At 41.3% G+C, this 25,499-nt stretch carries 22 protein-coding genes and 1 riboswitch; of the genes, 13 read left to right on the top strand and 9 right to left on the bottom strand.

Annotated elements, in window-relative coordinates; translation table 11 throughout:
• The 5 genes from FTU64_RS16330 (at window position 1) to FTU64_RS06435 (ending at window position 6,622) form a co-directional block, all read left to right on the top strand.
• A complete protein-coding gene (locus tag FTU64_RS16330; RefSeq protein WP_257222205.1) occupies window positions 1-606 on the top strand; it encodes a hypothetical protein in 606 nt (201 codons plus the stop codon).
• A 26-nt stretch (window positions 607-632) separates the two neighbouring features.
• The gene (locus FTU64_RS06450) at window positions 633-1,724 is read left to right on the top strand and encodes a hypothetical protein (RefSeq protein ID WP_233945001.1); all 1,092 of its coding nucleotides are present in this window, start codon (window positions 633-635) and stop codon (window positions 1,722-1,724) included.
• Between the two features lie 438 nt (window positions 1,725-2,162).
• Window positions 2,163-3,860 (top strand): carboxypeptidase regulatory-like domain-containing protein, encoded by a 1,698-nt coding sequence (locus tag FTU64_RS06445; protein ID WP_180055852.1) that lies wholly within the window; start codon window positions 2,163-2,165, stop codon window positions 3,858-3,860.
• Between the two features lie 354 nt (window positions 3,861-4,214).
• The gene (locus FTU64_RS06440; RefSeq protein ID WP_180055851.1) at window positions 4,215-5,570 is read left to right on the top strand and encodes an amino acid permease; all 1,356 of its coding nucleotides are present in this window, start codon (window positions 4,215-4,217) and stop codon (window positions 5,568-5,570) included.
• A gap of 296 nt (window positions 5,571-5,866) precedes the next feature.
• Window positions 5,867-6,622: a hypothetical protein gene (locus FTU64_RS06435; protein ID WP_180009091.1), complete on the top strand. Its 756-nt coding sequence runs from the start codon at window positions 5,867-5,869 to the stop codon at window positions 6,620-6,622.
• A 73-nt stretch (window positions 6,623-6,695) separates the two neighbouring features.
• On the opposite strand, the gene FTU64_RS06430 is transcribed toward FTU64_RS06435, so the two are convergent.
• The 4 genes from FTU64_RS06430 to FTU64_RS06415 all read right to left on the bottom strand — a co-directional run bounded on the left by FTU64_RS06430 (window position 6,696) and on the right by FTU64_RS06415 (window position 10,549).
• A complete protein-coding gene (locus FTU64_RS06430; protein WP_180059457.1) occupies window positions 6,696-7,064 on the bottom strand; it encodes an MmcQ/YjbR family DNA-binding protein in 369 nt (122 codons plus the stop codon).
• A gap of 39 nt (window positions 7,065-7,103) precedes the next feature.
• On the bottom strand, window positions 7,104-7,709 hold the full coding sequence (locus tag FTU64_RS06425; RefSeq protein WP_180009088.1) for a murein L,D-transpeptidase family protein: 606 nt from the start codon (window positions 7,707-7,709) through the stop codon (window positions 7,104-7,106).
• Between the two features lie 112 nt (window positions 7,710-7,821).
• Entirely contained in the window at window positions 7,822-9,267 is a 1,446-nt protein-coding gene (locus FTU64_RS06420) for a YdiU family protein (RefSeq protein ID WP_180059423.1), read from the bottom strand.
• A gap of 121 nt (window positions 9,268-9,388) precedes the next feature.
• A complete protein-coding gene (locus FTU64_RS06415) occupies window positions 9,389-10,549 on the bottom strand; it encodes an acyl-CoA desaturase (RefSeq protein ID WP_180027147.1) in 1,161 nt (386 codons plus the stop codon).
• A gap of 189 nt (window positions 10,550-10,738) precedes the next feature.
• Here FTU64_RS06415 and FTU64_RS06410 point away from each other — a divergent pair, with 189 nt between their 5' ends.
• Window positions 10,739-11,272: an META domain-containing protein gene (locus FTU64_RS06410; RefSeq protein ID WP_180059422.1), complete on the top strand. Its 534-nt coding sequence runs from the start codon at window positions 10,739-10,741 to the stop codon at window positions 11,270-11,272.
• Window positions 11,273-11,338: 66 nt separating this feature from the next.
• Here FTU64_RS06410 and FTU64_RS06405 read toward each other — a convergent pair whose 3' ends face one another.
• From FTU64_RS06405 to FTU64_RS06395, 3 genes are all read right to left on the bottom strand, one after another.
• A complete protein-coding gene (locus FTU64_RS06405; RefSeq protein WP_180059421.1) occupies window positions 11,339-12,052 on the bottom strand; it encodes a glycerophosphodiester phosphodiesterase in 714 nt (237 codons plus the stop codon).
• 185 nt (window positions 12,053-12,237) lie between these two features.
• Complete coding sequence (locus FTU64_RS06400) at window positions 12,238-12,822, bottom strand: cob(I)yrinic acid a,c-diamide adenosyltransferase (RefSeq protein WP_180059420.1); 585 nt, start codon at window positions 12,820-12,822, stop codon at window positions 12,238-12,240.
• A gap of 46 nt (window positions 12,823-12,868) precedes the next feature.
• Window positions 12,869-14,716, bottom strand: coding sequence for a TonB-dependent siderophore receptor (locus FTU64_RS06395; RefSeq protein WP_257222203.1), 1,848 nt, complete (start codon window positions 14,714-14,716; stop codon window positions 12,869-12,871).
• 236 nt (window positions 14,717-14,952) lie between these two features.
• A riboswitch (cobalamin riboswitch) is annotated at window positions 14,953-15,110 on the top strand.
• Window positions 15,111-15,237: 127 nt separating this feature from the next.
• Between FTU64_RS06395 and FTU64_RS06390 the strand changes: the two genes are divergently transcribed.
• The 6 genes from FTU64_RS06390 (at window position 15,238) to FTU64_RS06365 (ending at window position 21,682) form a co-directional block, all read left to right on the top strand.
• On the top strand, window positions 15,238-17,058 hold the full coding sequence (locus tag FTU64_RS06390; RefSeq protein WP_180005545.1) for a TonB-dependent receptor domain-containing protein: 1,821 nt from the start codon (window positions 15,238-15,240) through the stop codon (window positions 17,056-17,058).
• A 160-nt stretch (window positions 17,059-17,218) separates the two neighbouring features.
• Complete coding sequence (locus tag FTU64_RS06385; protein WP_180059418.1) at window positions 17,219-17,860, top strand: phosphoribosylanthranilate isomerase; 642 nt, start codon at window positions 17,219-17,221, stop codon at window positions 17,858-17,860.
• Window positions 17,844-19,070, top strand: a complete 1,227-nt coding sequence (gene trpB / locus FTU64_RS06380) for a tryptophan synthase subunit beta (protein ID WP_111885382.1) — start codon at window positions 17,844-17,846, stop codon at window positions 19,068-19,070. The genes FTU64_RS06385 and trpB overlap by 17 nt, the downstream gene beginning before the upstream one ends.
• 207 nt (window positions 19,071-19,277) lie before the next feature.
• Window positions 19,278-20,003 carry a CPBP family intramembrane glutamic endopeptidase gene (locus tag FTU64_RS06375; protein ID WP_180059417.1) on the top strand — a complete coding sequence of 242 codons (726 nt, stop codon included), beginning with the start codon at window positions 19,278-19,280 and terminating at the stop codon, window positions 20,001-20,003.
• 22 nt (window positions 20,004-20,025) lie between these two features.
• On the top strand, window positions 20,026-20,550 hold the full coding sequence (locus tag FTU64_RS06370) for a DUF1543 domain-containing protein (RefSeq protein ID WP_180055840.1): 525 nt from the start codon (window positions 20,026-20,028) through the stop codon (window positions 20,548-20,550).
• A 139-nt stretch (window positions 20,551-20,689) separates the two neighbouring features.
• Window positions 20,690-21,682, top strand: a complete 993-nt coding sequence (locus tag FTU64_RS06365) for a DUF2804 domain-containing protein (RefSeq protein WP_078194136.1) — start codon at window positions 20,690-20,692, stop codon at window positions 21,680-21,682.
• A 51-nt stretch (window positions 21,683-21,733) separates the two neighbouring features.
• Here the strand turns inward: FTU64_RS06365 and FTU64_RS06360 are convergent, their stop codons facing one another.
• Window positions 21,734-22,609 carry a metal-dependent hydrolase gene (locus tag FTU64_RS06360; protein ID WP_180059416.1) on the bottom strand — a complete coding sequence of 292 codons (876 nt, stop codon included), beginning with the start codon at window positions 22,607-22,609 and terminating at the stop codon, window positions 21,734-21,736.
• Between the two features lie 145 nt (window positions 22,610-22,754).
• On the opposite strand from FTU64_RS06360, the gene FTU64_RS06355 reads away from it, so the two are divergent.
• Window positions 22,755-23,783 (top strand): AraC family transcriptional regulator, encoded by a 1,029-nt coding sequence (locus FTU64_RS06355; protein WP_180059415.1) that lies wholly within the window; start codon window positions 22,755-22,757, stop codon window positions 23,781-23,783.
• An 85-nt stretch (window positions 23,784-23,868) separates the two neighbouring features.
• Here FTU64_RS06355 and FTU64_RS06350 read toward each other — a convergent pair whose 3' ends face one another.
• Window positions 23,869-25,203 carry a Na+/H+ antiporter NhaC family protein gene (locus FTU64_RS06350; RefSeq protein ID WP_180059414.1) on the bottom strand — a complete coding sequence of 445 codons (1,335 nt, stop codon included), beginning with the start codon at window positions 25,201-25,203 and terminating at the stop codon, window positions 23,869-23,871.
• Window positions 25,204-25,499: the final 296 nt, after the last annotated feature.

The following is a 25,499-nucleotide window of genomic DNA, read 5'->3' as shown; positions in this document are numbered from 1 at the left end:
TTGTTAACAACTCAGAACGCGAAGCTGAATTTAACTGAACTTTCAAGCAAAGCTGCTCGAGTTAAATTCAAAAATGGTACTGAAACATTTAATCAAATTATTCCATATGAAATTATTTTGAAAGGTGAGGCTTTAAGCGGAGCAGAAAACTTAGGCTTAGATGCAAATATTAAGCTAAAAAATGATCTGACTAAAACCTTTGATATTACCCAAGGCGAATCTGCGGCTGCATTTATTAATGCAGATTTGACAGTTAATCTCTCTGGTAACGTAAAAGGTGGGGGGGCTGCTGTGAAGCCATTCAGTTTACTGCTTAACGCTAAAAGGAATGATTACCAAAAAGGGATAGCAAATCTTAAAGTTACAGTTGATCAAAATACATTAAATATAGATGTAAAAACTGACAATCTGATCGCGCAATCTCCAATTATCTGGTCAAGAGTATCTCATGCGAATGGTGCATTTGTAGAAATTCCAGATTTAGATCAATTCAGTTCTGCTGATATTAAAGTCGGTACTGTTAGCTACGGTACGATCAATAGAGTATCGAATAGCATTTATTCTGCGAAATTTACCGATAACACTGTGCTAATGATTGCACCATAATAATGAATTAAGGAGAGGGGGTAACGATGTTCCCCCTTTTTTCTATGTTGAAAAAAAAATTAGTATTATTGGGATTATCGCTCCCGTTTTATAGCTATGCACAAGAGGCTATCTATTATCAAGTGCAAGCAGATGTTTATAGTGAACCGTTAGCGATTCATGCATTTACAGATGATTGGGATGATTCTAAGTTTAAATCAGGAAAAAATGCATTTGCTCATGGTTTAATGCAATTGGGCGTAAAGCAGGGTAATTGGGATTTTAGCTGGATCTGGCGATATGACTATGCGCTCAATTTCAGTGAGGATACAGCAAAGCTTTATTATCAAATACAGAATGAACTGCCTATCGATGCAAACTCAACGTATGACTTGAGGCTTGAAGCACAGCATATTGATACTGTTGGGTCTCGGGCTGCCTATACATGGCCCATTAGTTCGAATTGGAATTTAGAAACGGGTATAACCGCGTTAATTGGGCGTCATTATATTGATGGTCATATTAATGCGCTAGGGGTAACGACAGATCAGCAAGAACTTATGGACCGCGTCAAATGGCTGAATGGGAGCATAGATTACAGTTATGATCATCCTGCTTTGAAAGAAGATAAAATGGGCTGGAATGAGCAGGCGCATAGCGGGTATGGCTATGCCCTAGATGCGACTTTAAGAGGTGCTATTGCAAAAAATTGGAATTTAAAAATTAATATTCAGGATGCATTGGCATATTTATATTGGCAAGATGCTCCATACACACGATATAACATCAGCTATGATCAAGATAAGCGTCCACGGTTTGATATTCAGGGAGAGTTTGATAAAGATAAGACCTATGCGCAAAAGCTGCCATTTAAAATTTATTCGGATTTAAATTATGACTCAGAGCAGGCTTGGAGTTTAGGACTCAGTTCAATCTCAAATGAGTATATAAGTCTTTGGCAGCTCAATGCATATTGGAATACAGGGCTAATGTGGGGAATCCATTTTGAACCCCAAACCAATTCGTTTGGCCTTTCCGTCAAACATGAAAACTTTGGTTTTAAATACATAGCAGATTCATTCAATACCAACCAAGCAAAACGTATGGGCGCGCAAATATATGCGCAATATCTATGGTAAGTGCTGTTGGACCAGCGACTGTAAACAGATTAGCTTCTTTAGAATGTGTAAAGTTTTAAGCAGTTGTTTTATTTAACCGTATTGATATGTATTAAAAAAAGCTTTGCATTGTCATAATGGAATTTAAATTGTTCGGTTATGGATAAGTTTGAATTTATCTATAACCTTTTTTATTTATATCGTAAATTTTTTATTTTTTAAAGTTTTTATCAGTATTAGATATTTATTAGTATTCCATTTTTGAAGGAATGGGCATCCCTTAACAGCAAAACAATGGCAATTGGATGAATGATAAAAATCACATAAAAATGCGAAATTTGCGCATTTAATGAAAATTGGTTATTATTTTGCTGGAATATTCACCAGTATGTTTGGGCTGGTAGAGTTCAATGTTGAGATAACAATTTTTAAAAATGGAAAAGCCAGAGGGCAGAACAGATGAAAAATAGCGCATTTGCAAAAATAATAATGGTCACAGGTGTCTTGGGTTTAACGGCGTGTGGCGGTAATGATCGTGACGAGACAGGGAGTGTACCGCCAGAGGCAGTTGCCGATGCTATGGTTCAAAAAAGCGTAGAAGAGCTGACTTTATTAGATGTGAATAATCTTGCTTTAAATGCTGCGTCGATTCAGATTTTAAGTGATGAAGAATGGCAAAAAGTACAAGCAGGCAGTCTGAAAATAGCAACAAATACAATCACAGCGGATGATTCTGAGCAGCTATTTCCACCGATCAATAGTTTACCGACAGAGGCTCATTTTAAAGGTCAAAGTTATCTTGCCAATGCCCAAGGCATCGTTAAACTGCCTAAATTGGCTGCAGGCACATATTATGTTTTGGTCACTAAAAATGGACAGTCTGCAGTTTCGGCATTCTTGATCCATCCTAAAAATACCAATAAGAGCATTGTGTTGAATGTGGTTCTCAACTGCTTAGACCAAGACTGTCAGACACTAAGTGATGCACCAGTCAATGATGCAGTGGTCGGAACATTGTCTGGTCAAGTGATTTTTAAAGGGAAGCCTTTGGCGAATGCGCAAGTGTCATTGTCTGGCGGTACAGCGACCAATGGCGCATTTGTTAGTGCTTTGACTGATGCCAATGGATATTTCACGCTTTCATTTAATGTATCCAGTGCGCTGCTTGAAGCATTGAAAAATGCCACGCTCACCATTAACGGTGCAGGAATTAATGCTATTACGAAAAAAGTTACGGTCATTGCTTCTTCTGCATCGGGCTATCAATTTGAAGTGCTGCCCGAAACAGCATCTGCAGATGTGGTATGGCGTGAAACTTTTGAAGTAGACTCTGCAACCCGCAATGCATGGACAAGGTCGCAGCCAAGTGTGGCCAATGTTGATTGGCAGTTGCTAAACAAAGGTCACAACATCCGTAATAATCAAGTGAATCAGCGTGTACGCTTAGCGCCGAATGACCAAAGTCAAGGCAAGGTACCTGAGCCACTGCAAGGTAATACGGCATATTGGTATGGCGACAAAGTAAATGGCAACTTTATTGGCGCTTTAAGTGATTCATCTTTGGCTCCAGAGTTTGATGGCGGAACATCTAATACCCATAATATGGGTGAGTTAATCTCACCTGCCATTAATCTAAGCCAGTATCAAGCGCCTTTGAGTTTAAGCTTTAAAACATGGTGGGAAATTGAGTCGGTCAATCCAAATAATCAAGGGTTCGATTTGATGAATATTTTAGTTTCTACCGACGGTGGCAACAGCTTTAAGACCTTGGCTCGATTAAACCCGCTGGCAGATCCGTCCTCTGCATATGAGCGCGCGCCGATTCCATACAGTAATTTAGGCTTTAACCTCGCGCCGGCTGCTGTTCAGCAAGAAGCAATTTCATTGGATGAATATGCAGGCAAGGCCAATGTTCAACTGAAATTCCAATTCAAAACGGTCGATCAACTTTATAACGGTTTCCGCGGATGGATGATTGATGATGTGGTGATTCAGAAAAAAGCCGGAACTTTCCCATTATTTGATGGAGCGAGTTTTGATGAAAATTCAGATAGTTTCTCTCAGGACTATACTGGCGTCGCTGCAAAACAAGCGGGCGCTGTGCTGAAAAGCACGAATAGTTATGCACGTTGGGCGGATGTTCCACAGCGTAAATAACGATTTACATGGTGCCGCAGTATGAATGGTTAGAATAGGTTTAGGCGTACTGCATTCGCGATCAATCAACCATCAAGCGTGGTGAATGCTAAAAACAGCTCTCAATTGAGAGCTGTTTATATTTGAAAGGGCAATATATTCAGCCACTTCAGCACACTGGCGGCTAAAGATTTCGGATGTTGTAATGGAATCATATGGCCTGTATTGTCAAGCACTATAAATTACCAAGTGCTATGGAGTAATGCAGCTCACACGCTGTATTCCATAATGATTCATACAGAAATAAACTGCGAATATTTGGCTGCAAAGAGCTGCACAGGCTACAATCCACTTTTTTATAAGATGAGACGTGTTGTGAGCAGCGAAATGCCTCAACTGCAGCGCCGATTAAAGAACCGCCATATTCAGCTGATTGCAATGGGTGGCGCAATCGGGACAGGGCTATTTTTAGGCTCTGCGCATATTATTGAGTCGGCTGGACCATCGATAATTCTGGGCTATTTGATTGGTGGTTTGATTGCTTTTCTGATTATGCGCCAGCTGGGCGAGATGATCGTGCAAGAGCCAGTCACAGGTTCATTCAGTCATTTTGCTTTTAAGTATTGGGGCAAATTTGCGGGCTTTTTAACGGGCTGGAACTACTGGATTCTGTATATTTTAGTAGTGATGACCGAGCTGACCGCGATAGGCAAATATGTCAATTACTGGTGGCCGCATGTGCCTGCTTGGGTTTCAGTTTTGGTGTTTTTTGCTGTGATTACGCTAGCCAATTTAGCCAATGTCAAACTGTATGCAGAATCTGAATTTTGGCTGTCGATGATTAAAGTTGTGGCGATTGTTGCCATGATTATTTTTGGTATATATCTGCTACTTACAGCTGGCGCAGACTCTACCGCTTCGATTAGTAATTTATGGGTACATGGCGGCTTCTTCCCGCACGGTTTTGAAGGCTTATTCTACATGCTAGCCTTTATGATGTTTGCTTTTGGCGGCATTGAATTAATCAGCATGGCGGCGGCTGAAACTGAAAATCCTGATCAAAATATCCCGAAAGCGGTGAATCAGACCGTGATCCGCGTGTTCTTATTTTATATCTGTTCCTTGGCGGTACTGCTGTCGCTGGTGCCGTGGAATCAGTTGAAACTTGGCGGTTTGGATCATAGTCCTTTTGTGATGATTTTTAATCAGATGGGGATTGATTGGGCGGCACATTTGCTGAACTTTATTATTTTGACTGCATCCGTTTCGGTCTGTAATAGCGGCATGTATGCCAATAGCCGCATGCTGCTCGGTTTGGCAGAACAGGGCAATGCGCCAAAAGCCTTTAAACAGGTGAATAAGCACGGGACACCGATTGCTGCGGTTTTATTTTCAGCTTTGTTGATTTTTGGCTGTGTGCTGCTGAATTATTTCTTGCCTGAAAAAGCATTGAGCTATTTGATTTATATCGTGGTGAGTGCTGCGGTACTGAATTGGATGTTAATCAGCTTGATTCACCTGAAGTTTAGAAAAGCGATGCAGCAGCAGGGCATACAAACTAAGTTTCCTGCTTTATTTGCGCCGTTCACTAATTACGTTGTATTAGCATTCATGCTGATGATTTTGTACATCATGTGGAATCAGGGTTTTATGTTGTCGGTGCTGATGCAGCCGCTATGGATATTATTGCTGTTTGTGCTGTTTAAAGTGATGCAATCGAAGAAGGTTTAATACCATGAAGGCTTAGGGACGAGCCTTTGTTCACTGTTACTAAAGAATGATTTTGAAAAGTTCTAACAAAGTACGAAAATTGAGAGAACATTCATATAAAGACCGCTCTAGTGCATATTCTAAAAGCGGACATTTTTACTTTGGAGAAACCGGACATTTCTACTTTGGGCTTACAAAAGAATTTCGTATAACGTGTATTATGTTAATTTTAGGAAAATTTAACTATTCTAATTTTTTGGAATCTTAATATTTATAAGAGTCAAATAATGCTAATAAAAGGATATTGGATTCTTTCCATGTATGCACTGTTACTTATTGGGTGTACATCAAAGGATATTCCTCAAGAGGGGGAAATAGTGACATGGAAACAAAATCCACAACTTATTGTAAAAGCTAAACTTGGACCACGCAGAAAACATATACCAGATCAATTTGATTATGAGTTTTATAGACCCGCTCGAGAACATTATTTAGGGCAATTTCCCATAAATTATGTTCCTGAAAAATTTCCAACAATTATGCAAGGAGAAGCGAACAGTTTGCCTATGCCTGATTCGAATCGACAATTACAGTTTGATTTAAAATTAAGCAATTCGGATTTTCAAGCAACCGATGGTTATTTACCTGATCATGATGATCAAGTGAGAGTTCGGATAGAAGGTCTTACCATGGATATGCGAAAGCAAAATTTAGATACCTATAAGACATTTTCGCAACGAAAAGAATTTTTTAAAGAAAATTCAAAATTTGAAAAATATGGTTTGACCTGTTACAAAAAAAAAGTAGCTGATAATTTCTATGGTTGTTATGGAAAATCCAAAAAATATGATGTTACCGGTATTTTATTAGATGTAATTGCTTTAGAAAATACGGCAGATAATCGATTTATTCAAATTCGAGGAGAAAGTTATGAGCCCAATAAATATGGAGGTATCTGGGTTCAATGGGAAATGAACTTGAATAATTGGGATAGATGGCAAGAAATAGATAGTGCAATTTGGCGCTTATTAGGCACATGGAACTCTGCTCCACCGTCTCAAGAAAGTAACTGATTTTAGTTTCATTTAACATAATGGTGATTATTTGAAATTCGCAAAATCAACCAGATCGTAAGAGAAGTGTAATCTAAACACTTCTCAGCAACTCAATCCTTTGCCGCAGTCCCTTATTTAGCTTCGACACCACCAATTCATAAGAATTCAGTACCAAATCTTGCAGCAGTTCTTCTTCCAATGCGTCATCTGTAAAAACAGAAATCCAATGCTGTTTATTCATATGCCAGCCCGCACGAATAAAAGGATAAATATCCTTCAGCATCGTGCCATTATCAGGCAGCACTTTTAGATTGATAGCTGCTTTGCCTTCTAAATGAAAACTCAGCATAAAAACCTTATCCATCACCTTAAACACATCACAGCCTTCACCAAAAGGCTGGCTGCATGTAGTTTCAGGCAGGGCTAAGGCCGTCTTAGCAGCTACAGCGTGTAATGCAATCATAGGGGATAACCTAAAAATAAGCTTGAACGTTAAAGCCTAAGGATGAATATGAATAACGGTATCATTATTTACCAATTGCCAAATTTCATCCATATCAATATTGCGCACTGCAATACAGCCCCAAGTCCAATCTTTTTGTGGGAAATAAGTCATCAGTTGTGGTGCAGCTTTCATTTGTAAACTGGTCGCAGAACCATGAATCATAATATCTCCGCCTGCAGAAACCCCTAAATCTTTAGCTTTCTGTTTATCGGTCGCATTGGGGTAAGAGATATGCAAAGACTTATAAAATGAACTTTGCGGATTGCGCCAATCAATCATATAGCTGCCTTCAGGCGTTTTGCCATCACCTTCTTGAACTTTATGTCCTAGCGGTTGAAAACCCAGACGCATCGGGTAACGCCGAATGACTTGATCCTGATGTTTTAATTCCAAATAACGCTGAGCTTTATGTACCTGAATATTGTCGATCGGCGTTTCTTTGCGAATTTTTTGAATTTGCAAATCACTTAATTCAGGTGGAAAGACCAGTGCATTGGCAGGTGTAGGTAGATATTTTTCAAATTTTTGATAGGCAAAGTAGGCTACCGCAATACAGAAGAGGGTAGCGAAACTTAAGATCGTGATATTTTTTCTTGTCATTATTTTTTAGAGGATGAAGTGCTTTCACAGTCCATCGATTTCTGAATTGTGGATAATGTTTAAATTATCCACAATTATGACCCGAGTGAAATGTGGATTTGTGGATAAATGTTTAAGACGAGCAGCTAACCATCACTTCAGGCACATCACTTGGTAAAGGTCCTAAATCTTCTGTTGTTTCCAGTTCAGGCTGTTTGCTAAAGGGCCGACTGAGCAATGTAAACAAACGCTCTACTTCAGAAAAATCATTACGTTCAGCAAGTTCAATCGCCTTTTGAACCATATGGTTGCGCAAGATATATTGCGGGTTGGCTTGTGCCATTTCAGCATCTAAAGCATGGGTGTCCTGATGCCCACGGATGCTTTCATATTGTGCCAAGAAACCTTCAAAGGCGCGGCGGTCTAAGCAGTCATCTTTAATGGCTTCATATTCATGATTTTGCAGACGGATAAAGCTTTGTGTGTAATCCAGTTGCTCACTTTGTAGAATACGCAAAAAGGCCATAGCGCAGTCGAAGCTGCCTTTATGAAAACTCGGCAGGCCCATTTTCTGAGCTAAGCCCAATTTATAATGTTCCAAGAAGGTCAGTTCAAAATGCTCTAAGCATTTGGCTAGATCGTCTTTCCACTGTTCTTTGTCATAATCTGAAGGGCAGAGCGGAACGAGATTATTCAGCCATTGCCATAAATTCCAATGCCCGATACTTGGCTGCTGTTGATAGGTATAGCGGCCTTGGTAGTCCGAATGGTTGTTGATCCAGTTTGGACGGAAGCGCTCCATAAAGCCATAAGGGCCGAAGTCCAAAGTTGAACCGGTAATATTCAGATTGTCAGTATTCATCACGCCATGTGCAAAACCAATCAGCTGCCATTTGGCAATCATCACTGCGGTACGCTGAATAACTTGAGTGGCAAAAGCCAAAATGGGCTGTTCAGCATCCAAGCATTCAGGGTAGTGCCACTCAATACATTTTTGCGTGAATTCAGGTAGTAAATCACCCTGATATTGATTGATCCATTCAAAATGTCCCAATCGGATATGACAGTCAGATGTACGCAGCATCATTGCACCGAGTTCGAGTTTTTCGCGCTTTACACCTTGCTCAGAACTGGTAAAACCCACCGCATTGCTGGATGCAACGCCTAGGTTGTTCAGCGCATGTCCTGCCAAATATTCACGAATGGTCGAGCGCAGCACTGCACGTCCATCGCCCATGCGTGAATAAGGCGTAGAGCCGGCGCCTTTAAGGTGCAGGTCAATGGTTTGCCCATGTTTATCGATGATTTGCGCAATCAATAAGCCGCGTCCATCGCCCAATTGGCCGGCCCATTGTCCAAACTGGTGACCTGCATAGACCATGGCCAAAGGTTCAAATTCAGCAAAGGTTTTTTGACCGCTGCAGATTTCAACCCAAGCCTGTTTATCTGTCTCAGACCATTGCAGCTCATCTGCAAGAGCCGCATTAAAATGCCCAGCTTTTGTGCCTTTTAAGGGTACAGGCTGTTGATGGTGGTACAGGCGAGACGGCATGGTGTTATAGCGGGCATTGAACAGCATAATGATCTTTAAAAATTCAAATTATGTTTAAACTATAGCAAAGACCAGATAGAAAAACTGTAGCTTAAAATCAATAAAGCCTCCACAAGGGAGGCTTTATCATTTGAGAGGCTTAAAAGAATTAAGCGGTTTTCTTTTTCAAGTTACGCATCAATTGATTCAGTGTTTCACGGTGCTGTGACAAACGCTGTTCAACTTGTAGGAATTCAAGTTTGAGTTTGTCATCCATTTGATGAATTTTTTCAGCAACTGCTGTTTTCTTCGCTTGAATTTCCTGTTCTTTTAATTTTGCCCAGTCATTCAAAGTTTGCGAAAACGCATCATATTCTTGAGAAATACGTTGTTTTGCTGTTGCAATGTCATCGGTCATGTTGAGACCATAGATCGCAAGGTCTTGTTCCGCATACTTGAACTTCATAGCCAACTCAGCTTTTTTAATATTAAAGCTAGGAATACGGCGTAAATTTTTGGCAAGGCCTAATTTAGAGCAGCTCCAAATTAACCATTTTGTTGGATCGTATTGCCACCATTTCACACCATTACGGTAGTCGTATTGGAAAATGTGGTGATAGTTATGATAACCCTCACCCCAAGTAGCAATAGCGAGCCAGAAGTTATCACGAGCGGTATTTTCGTCAGTATACGGACGTTTACCCCACATGTGGCACAGTGAGTTAATAAAGAACGTCACATGATGGCTCAAGATTAGACGCATTAAACCGCCCAATAATAGAACGCCCCACATGTCGCCAACAGCCCAACCAATTGGCACTAAAATCGCTGCATGCACAGCAATCACCAGTGGAATGTAGTATTTATCTTGGAACAAAACGACTTTATCTTTTAAAAGATCTGGCGCGTTTTTGTAGTTCGGTTCTGCTGCTGGATAATCACGAAGCATCCACCCGATATGGGCATACCAGAAACCACGATTAATCGAGTATGGATCTTGGTCAATATCGTCTACATGACGGTGATGTGTACGGTGACCTGAAGCCCAGTACAAAATACTGTTCTGAACAGCAAAAGTACCCATGAGCATTAAAATGATTTTTAAAGGCAAGGTTGCTTCATAAGCACGGTGTGCCCATAAGCGGTGATAACCTGCGGTAATACCTAAACTGCTGACACCCAGTAAAACAAACATACTGATCCAAGCAGCGGCACTAAAATCATGATTAATGGCATATAACGGAATTGCAATAACTGCGACAATAGGTAAAAACACCAATGCAAAAATAGCAATCCAGTTCATTGGGGCTTTGGGTAGGGGAGCATTCATCTCCAACAGCACTCCTGAAACCTTGGGAGGTATAGATAGGAAGAATCCCATTAATTTTTTAAGGGATTTTAAACGTACAGAATAGTAGCACGGGAAAACCCGTTTTCACCACTGTTATTGTACAGTTGTATTGTTCTAAACAGTAACATAATACGACTGAAGTTATTTGACTTTTTGTGGAGTAAAAAGATGCCAAAAAATCAGCAAATTTGTCAAAATAATCTGAAATTACTTATCAAATACTGCATCTGGGGCAGCTTTCTGATCAGTTGTCTTGGACTGATGGCTTGTCAAAATTCTCCTACGCAGACGGTGACTATAAAGTCACACGGAAAGTCACTGGGCAACAGTATTGAGCAGCCATTAAAAGTTATTCGCGTGAACGATGGGATACAAGATATTCCATGGATGATTGTGAAAATCGCTGGACAAAAAGCTAAGTTCTTTCATCATCAACCTTATCTTCAGTTCAATTCGCAATTTCGACAAATTCAGGGAAATACGGGATGTAACACTATCAGTGGCACTTATGTGATTGATACCTTAAAACACAGCATTGATCTGAATGCCCGAGCAGGTTATTTCAGCTGTGATTCGGCTTTGGCTCAAGAGGCTGAACTTTCAGATGCCTTGCAAGCCGCAACACAATTCCAAATACAAGGGAAACACATGACGATGCAAAACAGTCGGGGACAAACTGTATTGGTTTTGGAAAGAAAATAGACCGATTAAAATAGCGACGTGTTGATCGAGAAGTGAATTACACAAATCTAGGTGAATAAAGCAGCATTAAAAATGCTGCATCATTAATTTAGGATAGTCGGTAATTAAGCCGTTAATGCCCCAATCTTTAAGCTGTTTAGCACGATCAACGTCGTTGACAGTCCATACGCTCACATTTAATTTTGCCTGCTGCGTGGCCTGAATAATGTCTGAATTGGCGAGTTGGTTCATCCAACCGATTTGGATACAACCTAATTCAAGTGCTTGTTCAATCGCTTTAAATTTTACGTCTGTTTCAACCAGTAGCCCGCGTTTGAAGCCGGATTTTTTTTGTTGCAAAGCAAGATGAATTTTAGGGTCAAAACTGGTGATCACCGCGGAATGTTCGAAACCTTGGAGCTGTTGTTCCAAGGTTTCAGTCAGTGCTTCAGCTTCAGTCTGTGTCTTCACTGCTTTCACTTCGACTTCAATATGATCGAAGTTATGAATAATTTTGAGCGTTTGTTCGAGCAGTGGCGTCGGCTCAACTTTATTCCATTTTGACCAAGTCACAGCATGGTTATAGGGTTCTAACTCTTGTGAACTACATTCATATAGATGTTTATCTTGACCTGCCGTTCGCATAAATTGGTCATCATGCATGATCACTAGGGCACGATCTTTCAGTTGCCGAACGTCAAATTCGACAGCACGAATTCCTAAGTCTTGAATATATTGAAAACCGCCAAGGGTGTTTTCAGGTGCTTCGCCACGAGCGCCACGATGTCCGATTATGCGCATAAAGGGCCTGCAAAATTGAAAGATAAAAACATAGTGTCCTGTAAGCATGACAGGGAGATGACACTATTATTTTGAGCCGATCATTTTGAATTACAAGAATGATCGGACGAAATGTTCCGATTTATTTCAATGTAAAATAGACTTTTAATTGGTCAAAGGATTTGAGCAATTTTTGAATCCAAAACTTATTGATCAATCGTGTCGTTAATATTTTTCTGCCACAGCACTTCAGAGCCACCTTCAGCACGTTGTAATGTACGCGATGCGACAAATAACCAGTCAGAGAGTCGGTTAAGTAGCTGCAATGACGGTGCTTGAATGTTCTGGTCACGGTTATGTACAGCCATTAAACGACGTTCTGCACGGCGGCAAACTGCACGAGCTTGATGGGCAAAGCTGCACACCAATGTTCCTGATGGCAAAATAAAGTCTTTCAGCATTGGCAGTGCTTCATTCATGCGGTCAATGTCATTTTCCAAAAATTCAATCGACACAGGCTGTACCAAGTTGAAGTTTGGAATGCAGACTTCACCACCAAGGTCGAATAACCAATGCTGAATCAGGCTAAGGGATTTGTCCCAAGTCGCTTTATCTTCAATGTGGCTAAGCGCAATGTGCGAACGAAGAATACCAATACTTGAATTGAGTTCATCGACATCGCCTAAGGCTTCAATGCGTAAATCATCCTTAGCGACACGTGATCCGTCGCCTAAACCTGTCGTGCCTGAATCGCCAGTGCGGGTGTAAATTTTACTTAAACGGTGGCCCATTTTAATTGTCCATTTTTTGATTAAAAGTTGAATAAAGAGATGCGCATTAATATTTAACAGTGACACCTATAGAGGCTAAACGCCCGCCATTCATATAATACAAACCTGAACCATACGATGAGGTTTTGTATTCGACATCACCAATATTTTGTAAATTGGTAAAGACTTTGAGGTTGGGATTGATATTCCAAAATGCGCTCATATCAATGGTGGTATAACCGGGATTGCGTGCCTGATAGTCCACGGTATCTGACTTGGCATTCAAGGTTGCATTCATGCCATAAATGTCATTGCTCCAACCCGTAGTTAAGCTTAAATTCTGACGTGGTCGACGCTGTAAATCTTGTTTTTTCTCATCATCTTGCGCTTTCACATAATGATAGCTGAGTGTGCTTGACCATCCACCATTTTGCCATTGCAGATAGGTTTCCACACCTTGATACACCGCTGTATTTAGATTTTCTAAAGTGTAATTAGGGCCATTCACAATCAGGTGATCGACTTTGGTGTGGTACATAGACAGGCCGGTACTTAGCCCATGATTAAGCTTTTGGTCGACGCCAATTTCATAAGAAATGCTTTCTTCAGGCTTTAAGTTTGGATTACCTGACCAACTGTTATAGCGTTCATCTAAGGTTGGCGATTTAAACGCAGTACCAATATTGGCATACACACTGGTAAGAGGCAGTGCTTGCAGACGAATTGCAGTTTGACCAATGGTATGGCTACCATATTTTGCATCGTCTTCTAGGCGAATTCCGAGCTGTGTATTAAGACCATCTTGATGATATTGATGCTGTAAGTAATAACCTGTGCTGCGGTTATCATCTTGATAAGCCGTGCCATAAGACACAATATCACCGCTGATTTTACGGTGTGTGATCCCACTTAAAAGCGTTTGCTTTGGCGTCAGATCAAATTTGGAATAGATTTCCGCCTCTTGGGTTTTATTGTGGGTAAAATCAGCTGTTGTGACCTGATCTAGCTCATCTTTGAATTGAGAAAGTCGAGCATGTAATTCTAAAGCAGGTAATAGACGCACTTCACCACGTAGGTTGATCATTTCATTGTTAAAGTCTTGCGCGACATTGCTGTAGGTTAGGCAGTTATAGTCTTTATCTTCATTGCTACAACTGACATAAAAGCTGCGACCATCGTTATGACTGTAGTCCAATGAATATGCATGATTTTCTTGTTTTGATCCGACTTTCGCACTCCAGCCTTTTTGGTCATAGCTTGCTGTGCTCAGTTCATCTAGGTCAAAAACTTTGGTGGCATCTGATTCTAAGCGTTGCCCTCGAATCTGTGCGTAATAACCATTTTTTGCGGCATCTGCGCCAATAATGCTTTTATAGGTTTTGTGTTCACCCACTTCCGTACTGGCAAAGGCTGTATTCTCCGTTGGTGTCTTGGAAATAATTTGTACCACACCGCCAATCGCATCTGAGCCATACAATACAGAAGCAGGGCCTTTTAAAACTTCAATTTGCTGAATATCGGTAGTATCTAAAAACTGTAATGGCGCCATGCCTGATGTTGCTGAGTTCAAGCGCACGCCATCGCGCAGTACTAAGGTATGGTCAGATTCTGTGCCTCGCACAAAAATGGAAGCTACTTGTCCTAAACCGCCGTTTTGCACCATATTGATAGACGCATCGTTACGCAGCAAATCACTCATTTGGGAAATAGGAGATTGTGCAACTGTTGCAGGTTCAATAATGGCTATACGTGCAGGTACATTTTCTAATTTTTCAGCAGAACGTGTTGCTGTGACGACAATGGTGTCCATTCTAGGTTGTGCAATGGAATCTGCTGCAACAGACAGTTGGGAGCTAAAAATACAAAGGGCAGATATGCCAGCTGCAAGCGCAGTCGGCTGAAAAGGAAAAGGCATACAAAGCTCCATGCATTTACCCCACGTAAATGATTGAGTGATAGAACACGGTCGGCAGGTATCGGACTGGCAAGGTTTCGCTTGCGCACCGTTGCGGGGGCAGTGTTGTAGAGACTTCCCATGCCAACTGTTGTGAATGGCTTAAGTATAGAGAACTCCGATTTATCGAACAATCGAATCTGTCGGGCATTTTAAGATAGCTGCATATACAGCTTGACTTGCTGTGGAGCAGAAATTAATCTGCCTGCGCTTCAGGTGCTTTCTTAATTGAAAAGTGAAACTGGGAAGTCAGTCCAAAAGGCTATGCCTATTGTCATCTGACACTGCCCCCGCAACGGTGAATCGTTATTCAATAACGTAAGTCCGGAGACCGGCCTGATGCAGACCTATTCATAATGCGGCGGGCGTTATAGCGGGATTGCATGCTTTTGTCTGAAAAATGGCAAGCCATCGCTTACCCAAAAACCGCCACGCGTTAACCACTTTTATTTCGCACGGGCGGTGCGATCGGGGAATACAGCATGCATTCTTTCTCTAAGACTCTACTCGGGTCACTTTTTGTTTTATCTCCACTTTCTGCTGCGATGGCAGCAGACCAAGTTCATCAACTTCCAGTCATTACCAATACGGTTGCTAGCATTGTTGAGCAAGACTCGCAAAAAACCTTGGCGGCAGTCACCGTAATCAACCGTGAAGAAATTGAACGTAAGCAGTTTACTTCTTTGCAAGAATTACTACGCACTGTGCCAGGCGTAACGTATACCAACTCTGGTGGTTTAGGTCAGCCAACCAGTATTTCAATTCGTGGTACAGGCTCTACTGCGGTATTGGTATTGGTGGATGGTCAAAAACTGGGTTCGGCAACTTCAGGCCAAACTTCTTTTGAGCATTTACCGATTGATCAAATTGAACGTGTAGAAGTTGTAAAAGGCCCGCGTTCAAGTTTATATGGTTCTGAAGCTGTAGGCGGTGTGATTCAAATCTTTACCCGTAAAGGGACGCAAAATGGCGTAAAACCATTTGCTTCACTTAAGTATGGTTCACATGAAACCTATGATGCCAATGTCGGTGTGAATATTCGTCAGGATAATTCTTGGGCGACGCTAAGTTTGGCAGGCTTGAAAACACAAGGCATGGATGTAACAACTTTGCCGACTGAAACAGATAAAGATGGCTATGATAACTATTCTGCGTCAATTAAAGCGGGTCATCAGTTTAATGATCAATTTTCAGCAGACCTGAACGTATTGTATGTCAACGGTGAAACAAATTACGATAGTCCATATAACGTAAATCCTTATAACAAGGTTGAGCAAAATGTGTATGGCGTTGGCTTTAGCTATTCTCCTATAGACCTTTGGAAAACGCAGCTGAAATTTGGCCGGTCAGAAGATAAATACGAAACCTTTAGTGCAGATAAATCGACAGGTGTATTTGATACCACAAAAGACAGCATTAGCTGGTTAAACACATTATCTTTTAATGCAAATAACACACTATTGGTAGGTGTGGATTACTTAAATGATCAAGTCGATAGCACCACCAAATACGATGAAAAAGAGCGTGATAATGTCGGTTACTATGCGCAGTATCTTGGTGATTTTGGTCGAGTGAACCTGCAAGCAGCCATTCGCCTAGATGATAATGAGCAGTTTGGTGATCACACTACAGGCAATGCCGCTGTTGGTTACTCGTTTAATGACAACTACAGCACTTATGTTTCATACGGCACCGCTTTCCGTTCGCCGACATTTAATGACTTGTATTATCCGGGTTGGTCAAATCCAAACCTAGTCCCTGAAGAGTCTGAAAATATTGAAATTGGATTCAAAGGGTCGCAATGGCTGAACTGGTCTGTTTCTGCCTTCCATAATGAAATTGATAATATGATTTCAGGCGGAACCAATATTGCAAAAGCAAAAATTAAGGGTGTGGAAGCTGAGTTCGGACAGTCACTGGATAACTTCACGTTGAACTTAAACTATACTTATCAAGAGCCTGAATATAATTCGGGGGCGACCAAAGGCAATCAAATTGCGGGTCGTGCAGGTCAATTATTGAATGTATCTGCAGATTATACGATGGATAAATGGACGCTAGGTGGCTCTGTACACGCAGAAGACCAGCGTTATAAGGATGCCGCTAATACAACAAGCTTTGGCAGTTTTGCGACAGCAGATGTACGTTTAACCTATCAAGCGACCCCTGAATTTTCTGTACAAGCCAAACTTGCCAATATGTTTGATAAAGAATATTACACCGTGTATGACTCATTTGATGACTATTACTACCGTCAAGACGGCCGTACTGCTTGGCTAACCTTACGTTATGCAATGAAATAATTGATTCAATTATTTAAAAAGCCCTGATCATTCAGGGCTTTTTATTTTTGCGCAGTAATCATGCTGAAAATCCACGCAATGCATGAAAATTGCATTACAATGATTCGCCTTCATATTCATAGATAGGCTATGAATAGGGCGGAGTTAGAGCCACAATAATATGCGAACCCGTGCCAAAATCTGCGGAATTACACGTATTCAAGATATCCAATCTGTCGTCCAAGCTGGCGCAGATGCGATCGGATTTGTATTCTTTGCGCCAAGCCCGCGCAGTGTAACGGCAGCGCAGGCTGCTGAGCTGATTCAGCATGTGTCGCCGTACGTACAGACCGTGGGTTTATTCGTGAATGCATCAGCTACAGAGATACAGGATATTTTAAAAATTTCACCTGTAGACATACTGCAATTTCATGGTGATGAAAACCCTGAACAGTGCAAAACGATTGCACAGACTGTTGGGCGCCGCTGGTATAAAGCCATTCAGGTGAAGCCAGATTTGGACGTGATTAGCGAGATTCAATCTTTTCAGCAGGCAGGGGCAAGCGCCGTACTGTTAGACGCATGGCATCCCGAATTAAAAGGTGGAACAGGGCACAGCTTTGACTGGTCACAATTCCCTAAACTCGATATTCCTTTAATATTGGCAGGTGGTTTAAAGCCTGACAATATTGAAGAAGCGATTCAAACCACAGGCGCTTATGCCGTAGATGTGAGCGGTGGTGTAGAATTGGCAAAAGGTATTAAAGACCAACAACTCATAGAACGCTTTATGCAAGGAGTCCATCGTGGATCAGCAAAATAAGATTGACTATACCCAATTCCCTGACGCACAAGGGCATTTCGGTATTCATGGCGGGCGTTTTGTGTCAGAAACTCTAATGGCAGCACTTGAGGACTTAGAAAAACTCTATTTCCGCATGAAAGATGATGCACAGTTTTTGGCAGAATTCGACCGTGACTTGGCGTATTACGTCGGTCGTCCTAGTCCATTGTATTATGCTGAGCGATGGTCGAAAGAGTTGGGTGGTGCGCAAATTTACTTAAAACGTGAAGACCTGAACCATACAGGTTCACATAAAGTGAATAACACCATTGGTCAGGCTTTACTGGCTAAGCTTTCAGGTAAAAAACGTATTATTGCCGAAACAGGTGCGGGTCAGCACGGTGTAGCAACGGCAACGATTGCAGCGCGTTTAGGCCTTGAGTGTGTGGTGTTTATGGGTGCGGAAGACGTAAAACGTCAAGCCATGAACGTGTACCGTATGCGTTTATTGGGTGCGACTGTTGTACCTGTGGAAAGCGGTTCAAAAACATTGAAAGATGCGATGAACGAAGCAATGCGTGACTGGGTAACCAATGTTGATTCAACTTATTACGTGATTGGTACCGTTGCAGGTCCACATCCATATCCGCAATTGGTACGTGATTTCCAATCGATCATTGGCCGTGAAGCGCGTAAACAGATTCAAGAACAAGCAGGCCGTTTACCGGATGCGCTTGTTGCATGTGTGGGCGGCGGTTCAAATGCGATGGGCTTGTTCTATCCATTCTTAAATGATGAAGATGTGAAAATGTACGGTGTCGAAGCTGCAGGCTATGGCATTGAAACAGGCAAACACTCTGCACCACTCAATGCAGGTCATGTGGGTGTACTTCACGGTAACCGTACTTACCTGATGTCGGATGATCAAGGTCAAATCATTGAAACCCACTCAATTTCTGCAGGTCTGGACTACCCAGGTGTAGGCCCTGAGCATAGCTTCCTCAAAGATATGCACCGTGTGAACTATGTGCCAATCAATGACACTGAAGCGCTGCAAGGTTTCCGTGATTTAACCCAAATTGAAGGTATTATCCCTGCGCTAGAAAGCTCACATGCAATGGCTTATGTGACGAAACTTGCGCCGACGATGGATAAAGACCAAATCATTATTGCGACGGTTTCAGGCCGTGGTGATAAAGACTTAATGACCGTTGCCCGCATTGATGGTGTGGAAATGGTTGAGATGTAAATTCCTTTAAGCCCTCTCCTTTAAGGAGAGGGTTTGGGAGAGGTTATATATTCTGAAATATCAAATCGCGCAGAAGTCATTCCGCGCGATTTTTTTTGGGCTGAAAATTTTATTGAGGCAAACTACTACAAAACAGATGCAGAATAAAAGTGTGAAATAAATCACAATACTGTGGAAATTTTATTGCTTTAGAAAGACTTTATAACAATGACGTTTACCCAATTGGTTCGTGCTGAATCCTTTCCCACTCATATTTATTGGCAATGGCGTGATACTTTTGCGCTGTGCATTCTTCCGCTGATCTTGTTCAACAGTTATGTCTTAGACCAATTTTTTGGTGTTTCAGCTCAGGTTGCTTTGGGCGATTCGATCTTTCGCGGTATTTTATTTATTGCCGTATGTTGGCTCTATAAAACGATGCTGTATACACACTGGCAAAAGTATAAACAGGCTTTTTGGCGTTCAAGCCTGTTGGTGGTTGTTGGTGCAGTCGCTTTACAAGTAGTGATTTCTTTTACACGCAGTCTGTTGCCCGTTGGTGAGAACATTGAAAAAGAATCGACCATTGATCCCAATACGATTGCGTTTTTTAGCTTGCTGATCATCAGCCTTGGGCCATTATTTACCGCTTTGCTCGAAGATATTATTTTCCGCTATACCTTGCTGCAAAAGCTGTTTGTACAGCCGTGTCTATGGCGAGTGATTTTGGTCTTACTGAACTCAATCTTATTCGGCTTGATTCATTATCATAATTTCGATGGCGATTTGATTGCGACCATCAGTTTTATGGCGGCAGGCCTATTTCTCAACCTCATCTATTTGTGGACGCGTAACATTTGGCATGTCTTACTCATTCATTTCGTCAACAATGCAGTACTCTCTTTAGGCGGCGTGATTTTGTTGAAATTACTTCAGCCCTATGTGGGCAGTTGAAGTCAAAAATAGGGGGGAGATTGTGTCCAGTTTATTTATGGTGATGCTCGGCGGACGCCATCCAAGAGCAAATATCGAAGTGCATGATGTCATTCTTGCAGTGGGTAACGCATTAGAAGAGGTTTATCCGCAACTTAGAACGGCATGGTTTGGGGAGCAAAAAGGCTTACATATTGATGCTTGGGCACAAGTACATACAGTCAGCACTGAAAATCGACATTATCGCATCCAATTTTGTGATGCCGCGCCCCGAGCTGAAGATGAAAAATTATGGCTGATTAATCTCGGGGGATATGATGCTCGCGAATTTGGTGAATTACATCGTTATGTTTTGGTGACAGGACAAAACGCTAGTGTCGCAAAACAACGGGGCAAGGCTTTTTTTGAGTCACATTGGCAAAAACAACATACCGACCGAACCCTAGATGTTGACGATTGTATTGCGATTGATCATGTCTATGGGCGCTATATCGAATTGGTTGAAACCCCGCATAGCCAGCAAAATTCATGGAAAAATGATTACATCTTAATAAATGAACATTTGTGATGATTAAGAGCTGAAATGTCAGCTTTTATATTTTTTTGTGATATTCGCCTGAAATCAGATGGATTGTCTTTTCAGGAGTTAAATAATAGGCATAATAACATTCAGGATTTAGACCTTAAACCTCAATGGAATGGCGTATATGGATTTAATACGGCCGAATGGACAGCCGCATTATGGGCGTTTTAGTGAACTTCCCAATCGCATCGATTTAAGTAAGTATGAATATAAGACACCGTATGGAAAACGACTTCAAGGTTGGCGTAAGCGTTTAAAATATAAAAAATTTAAATTTTGTTGTATTCAGCATGAACATTATACGATTGGTCTAGCGATCGCCGATATCGCGTGGGCGGGGCACGGTTTTGTCTATGTGTATGATCATATTACGAATGAAGTGTTGGAATGGAATTCGATTAATTTCCTGTCACGTAATACCGTTTTAGATGAACAACCTTTATTTAATCAAAGTCATTTTATTAAGTCTGGGATTCAACTAGACATTCAGCATGCCAATGGTGTGCGATACATTCAAATGTCAAAACATGGCGAACTCAAACTGAGCGCTCGAGTGTTTTGTGCGGGGACTGATCCGCTGAGTATGTGTAGCCCTACAGGAATTAATGGTTGGACCTATACTCAAAAATTGACGACGTTGGGCTGTGAAGGTTTTTTTATCAATAAGCAAGGCAAGACCATTCAATTTCATGACCGAACATTGGTGTCTTTAGATGATACCTGTGGTTTTCTTCGTCCTGAAACCGCATGGTTTTGGTTATCGTGTAACTTTTGGGACAGTCAAAATCGACGCGTTGGGATCAATCTTGCCTCTGGGGTAAATGAAAGCTTTGGTAATGAAAATTGTCTGTGGGTCAATGGACATCTATATGCCATGTCTGATGTGCTGTTCCAGCAACAAGGCGATAATCAATGGAATATTAGTTCATTAGATAACAGCTTAAATTTGATTGTCACCACAGGTTGGCGGCGCTATGAAAACCTGAATTTAAGATTGGTTGGTAGTCAATTCAGTCAATGGCAGGCAAAAATTAGCGGTACAATTCAACGTGATGGCGAAGAAATTGTATTCTTAAATGAATATGGTTTACTTGAGCAGCACTATGCCAAATGGTGAGTCTAAGCCTATAAAAAAGCCGCAATCGATGCGGCTTTTTTTATTCAGTTTTTATTTTGCAGCTTGCCAAAACACTTCCGCAGCTTGAATTGGATCATTGTTTTCTTCATAAGTTTTTAACCAAAGATCATAATTTTGCACAATGGGATGCTGACTCGGATGGAAGTCTTTTTTAAACCAATCTCGATATGGCTTGCTCATACGGGTGAGGGTGCCATTTTTACCAAAGAACCACGGTAAGCCTTTCATATTTAATTTTAAACGTTCAGTGAAGCTGAACCCGTCATGTTTCAGCATCACATTAGCACGGTATAAGGTAAAGCCAAGCATCAATCCACTGGTCCAGACCAAAGTAAATTTCTTTAGATTTTCATTGACCTTAGCCACATCTTTCATCACATCAAAAGCCACATCGCGATGTTCCATTTCTTCTATCGCATGCCAAATAAATAATGCACGGACATAAGGATGCGCAGATTCTAAGACGGACTTTTGGCTACAGAACGTTTCAGCCATCAGCGCAGTTAAATGCTCGGCGGAAGCCGTCATGGCAATGTTGTATTCTGGTGAGCGCTTGCTCAGTTCAAATTTAAAAATTTTATTCAGGCGTTTAATGAACGCATCGACAGGCATGCCTTGTTGTTTCATCAACATGTTCATTTTGTCATGCGCCATACCATGCTGTGCTTCTTGACGAATAAAGTCAGCGACACGTTGCTGTAAATCAGGGTCTTGAATTTGACTGCGGAACAGACGTACAGATTCAATAAAATAGCGCTCGCCATCAGGAAAGGTTAGGCTCAAGGCATCAAACATACGTGTTAAAAAGGGGTCTCCGCCAAACCAATAGCGCGGGATTTCTTCTAACTTAAAATTCAGCTTTGTGCGAACAATGGGTTCGACTTGATATTTGACGATAGCATTCATGATATTTTTTCTGTGCGAGTCGTATTGATTGCAGTATGTCGGAGAAATTGCACTTTGTTTTGACAGATATTGCCAATTTTTATACATTTTACGCCATGATGAAAATATAAAATGTCAGAATTGGCAGGTCAGAAAGAGGGGCGAGATGGCTGAAATTCAGATCCCAAATGGTTACTTCCAACTATGGAATATGGTCTTAATTGAGCGTGAATTAAACTATACACAGCTCGAATGGATTGCGCCGTATGCTGCGCAAATTCAGCATGTGCTGTCTTTGCCGATCGACTCTCAATCGCCGAATTCTTTTTTTAATACCATCATGCAACTGACTCAGCAGCATCTGGATTGCCCGCAATTGGTCTTTGAAATGGCCAAGTATATTCGTGCAGAGCATTTTGGGGTGTTAGGCTATATGGCGACACTGAGTAATAGCGTAGCAGATGCTTTGCAATATGTGATGCGGTTTAGTCGTTTGGTGATTGATGGCGCGCAAATTGTGCCGATGAATATGAGCCATCAAGATCATCAAATTATACTGTCTTGGCCACAGCATGATGATGAATATGCGTTGGTGAATGAATTGACCATGGCCTGTATGGCACATTTGGCCAAGCAAATTTTTCCAGATTCTTTAAAGTTACTCCGCATTCATTTTGCACATGTGCCGCGGATGGCACGTTATCACTATGAAAAGTTTTATGGTTGCCAAATGGAATTTTCGACCCTTAAATATTCATTTGTGATTCATGCCGATAGTTTGGATTTAAAGTCAGAACTTGCAGATCCATCGCTGATGCAATTGTTATTACGTCAAGCCGAAGAGGCGATAGCTGCTCGTTCGCAACATTCAGATCCAATTCAACAGATGCAACAATGCATAGCAGATTATCTCAAATTACAGCAGCAAGCCCCTAAAATAGAATGGTTAGCAGAGGAGTTACACCTGTCAGTCAGAACCCTGCAACGACAGTTAAAGGAGAAAGACACCTCATTTAAGCGGCTTTTGGAGCTGGAACGGATGAAACGCTGTGAATATCTACTTTCACAACAAACCCATTTGACGGATATCGCTTTACAGCTAGGTTATTCAGATCAGTCGGCTTTGGCACGTGCTTTTAAGGCATATAGCGGAGAGACATTATTAGCGCGAAAAAAAGCCTTGAAATTAGAATAAAACGTGCAGATTGCTCGTCAAGAAAAGCCATTCATACAGCATTAAAAAAAGCGGTCAAACGACCGCTCTTTCTTTTAAACCAAGCTTATGCCGCAGCTTTTAATTTTGGATAACGCAGTAAAATGGCAAGGATGGCAAAGATCGCTAAGACCCAACAGTAGTACACACTACCAATCAGTTCCACAGGCGAAAGTTTTGCGATCGAACAAGCCAGTAACAGCTGTGCGCCATAAGGAATGAGACCTTGGGCTACGCAAGAGAAAATATCCAAGAGCGCAGCAGCACGTTTAGGGTCTACACCATATTCTTTGGCGACTTCACGTGCCATGTCACCAGATAAAATAATTGCGACAGTGTTGTTTGCCACAAATAGGTTGGAGAAAATCACCAAGAAACTGATACCAATCTCACCTGCGCGTTCAGCACCAACTTTAAAGCAGCGTGTCATGCTGTAAATACGTTGAATCAGCCATTCTAAACCGCCTTCTTTTTGCATAATGGCAGAAATACCACCCAAGAAAATAGAAAGCAGGGCAACTTCAAACATGCCGGTAAAGCCATCATAAATAGAATTATTTAAGCTTAAGAAATTAAATTCAGGTTGAATCACCAACCCAATAAAACCAGACAGTAAGACACCAATAGTCAGCACAGCAAGCACGTGTAAACGTGAAAAGGCCAAAATAAATACGGCTAAATAAGGCAAGATCAGCCAAGCATTATAGGCTTTGTGTTCAATCGCTTGTGAGCCTTGACTCATAAATAAATAAATACAAATGCTAACGATCGATGCAGGAACAGCAATCCAAACATTGACCTTAAATTTATCGCGAAGCTGAACTTTTTGACTGTTCGTTGCAGCAATAGTGGTATCTGAAATCATCGACAGATTATCACCAAACATAGCACCGCCGACCACAGCACCAATGGCATACACCACTTCAATTTCGGTGACTTGAGTAAAACCAAAGGCAATTGGTGCACAGGCTGCAATAGTGCCCATGGAGGTTCCCATCGCTGTGGCAATAAAGGCCGCAATAATAAACAGCATGGGCAGCACGAACTCAGGCGCAATCATCGATAGTCCCAACTGCACTGTTGCATCGACACTACCGATGGCACTGCTGACACTGGCAAAAGCACCAGCGAGCATAAAGACCATGAACATTAAGATCAAATTCGGGTGGCTAGCACCTTTCATAAATGTATCAATCGCGTCATTGATCTTGCCGCGATAGAGCAAAATTGCCAATACAATTGCAGGAAGAGCAGCGACTGGGGCTTTCACTTGATAGAACGCAAACTCAGTTCCAATGATGGAATGGTAAATACCACTGCCCAAAAAAATGGTCAGAAAAACAATAAGCGGGAGCAGTGCAAATGCCCGAGCAGGCACTTTCACTTGTGAATCGGAGGACATAGGAGATAAAAAAATAAAAGTATGCGGCTAGTATAAAGCAGGTTTTGCAATTTAAGGAAAATTAAAATGTAAATGCTAAGCCTGTTATTTTTAACATTTTTTTGATGATAAAATTAAGTTAATCTAAAACCTTATAATTTTGCCAGATCCTAAAATTAGGCATCTTTGATCATTGTGAAAAAAACTGAAATATCGGTAAATGATGCTTTCGGGTTGTTCTGGAAAATTATGTTTGCATGAGAAATGCCGACGGAGGATTGTATACCCTGTTCAATGGGTAAAAAATAGCGTTACAA

The sequence above is a fragment of the Acinetobacter sp. YH12128 genome (assembly GCF_013418655.1).
GTDB lineage: Bacteria > Pseudomonadota > Gammaproteobacteria > Pseudomonadales > Moraxellaceae > Acinetobacter > Acinetobacter amyesii.
This window is presented reverse-complemented; position numbering and strand designations above follow the sequence as displayed.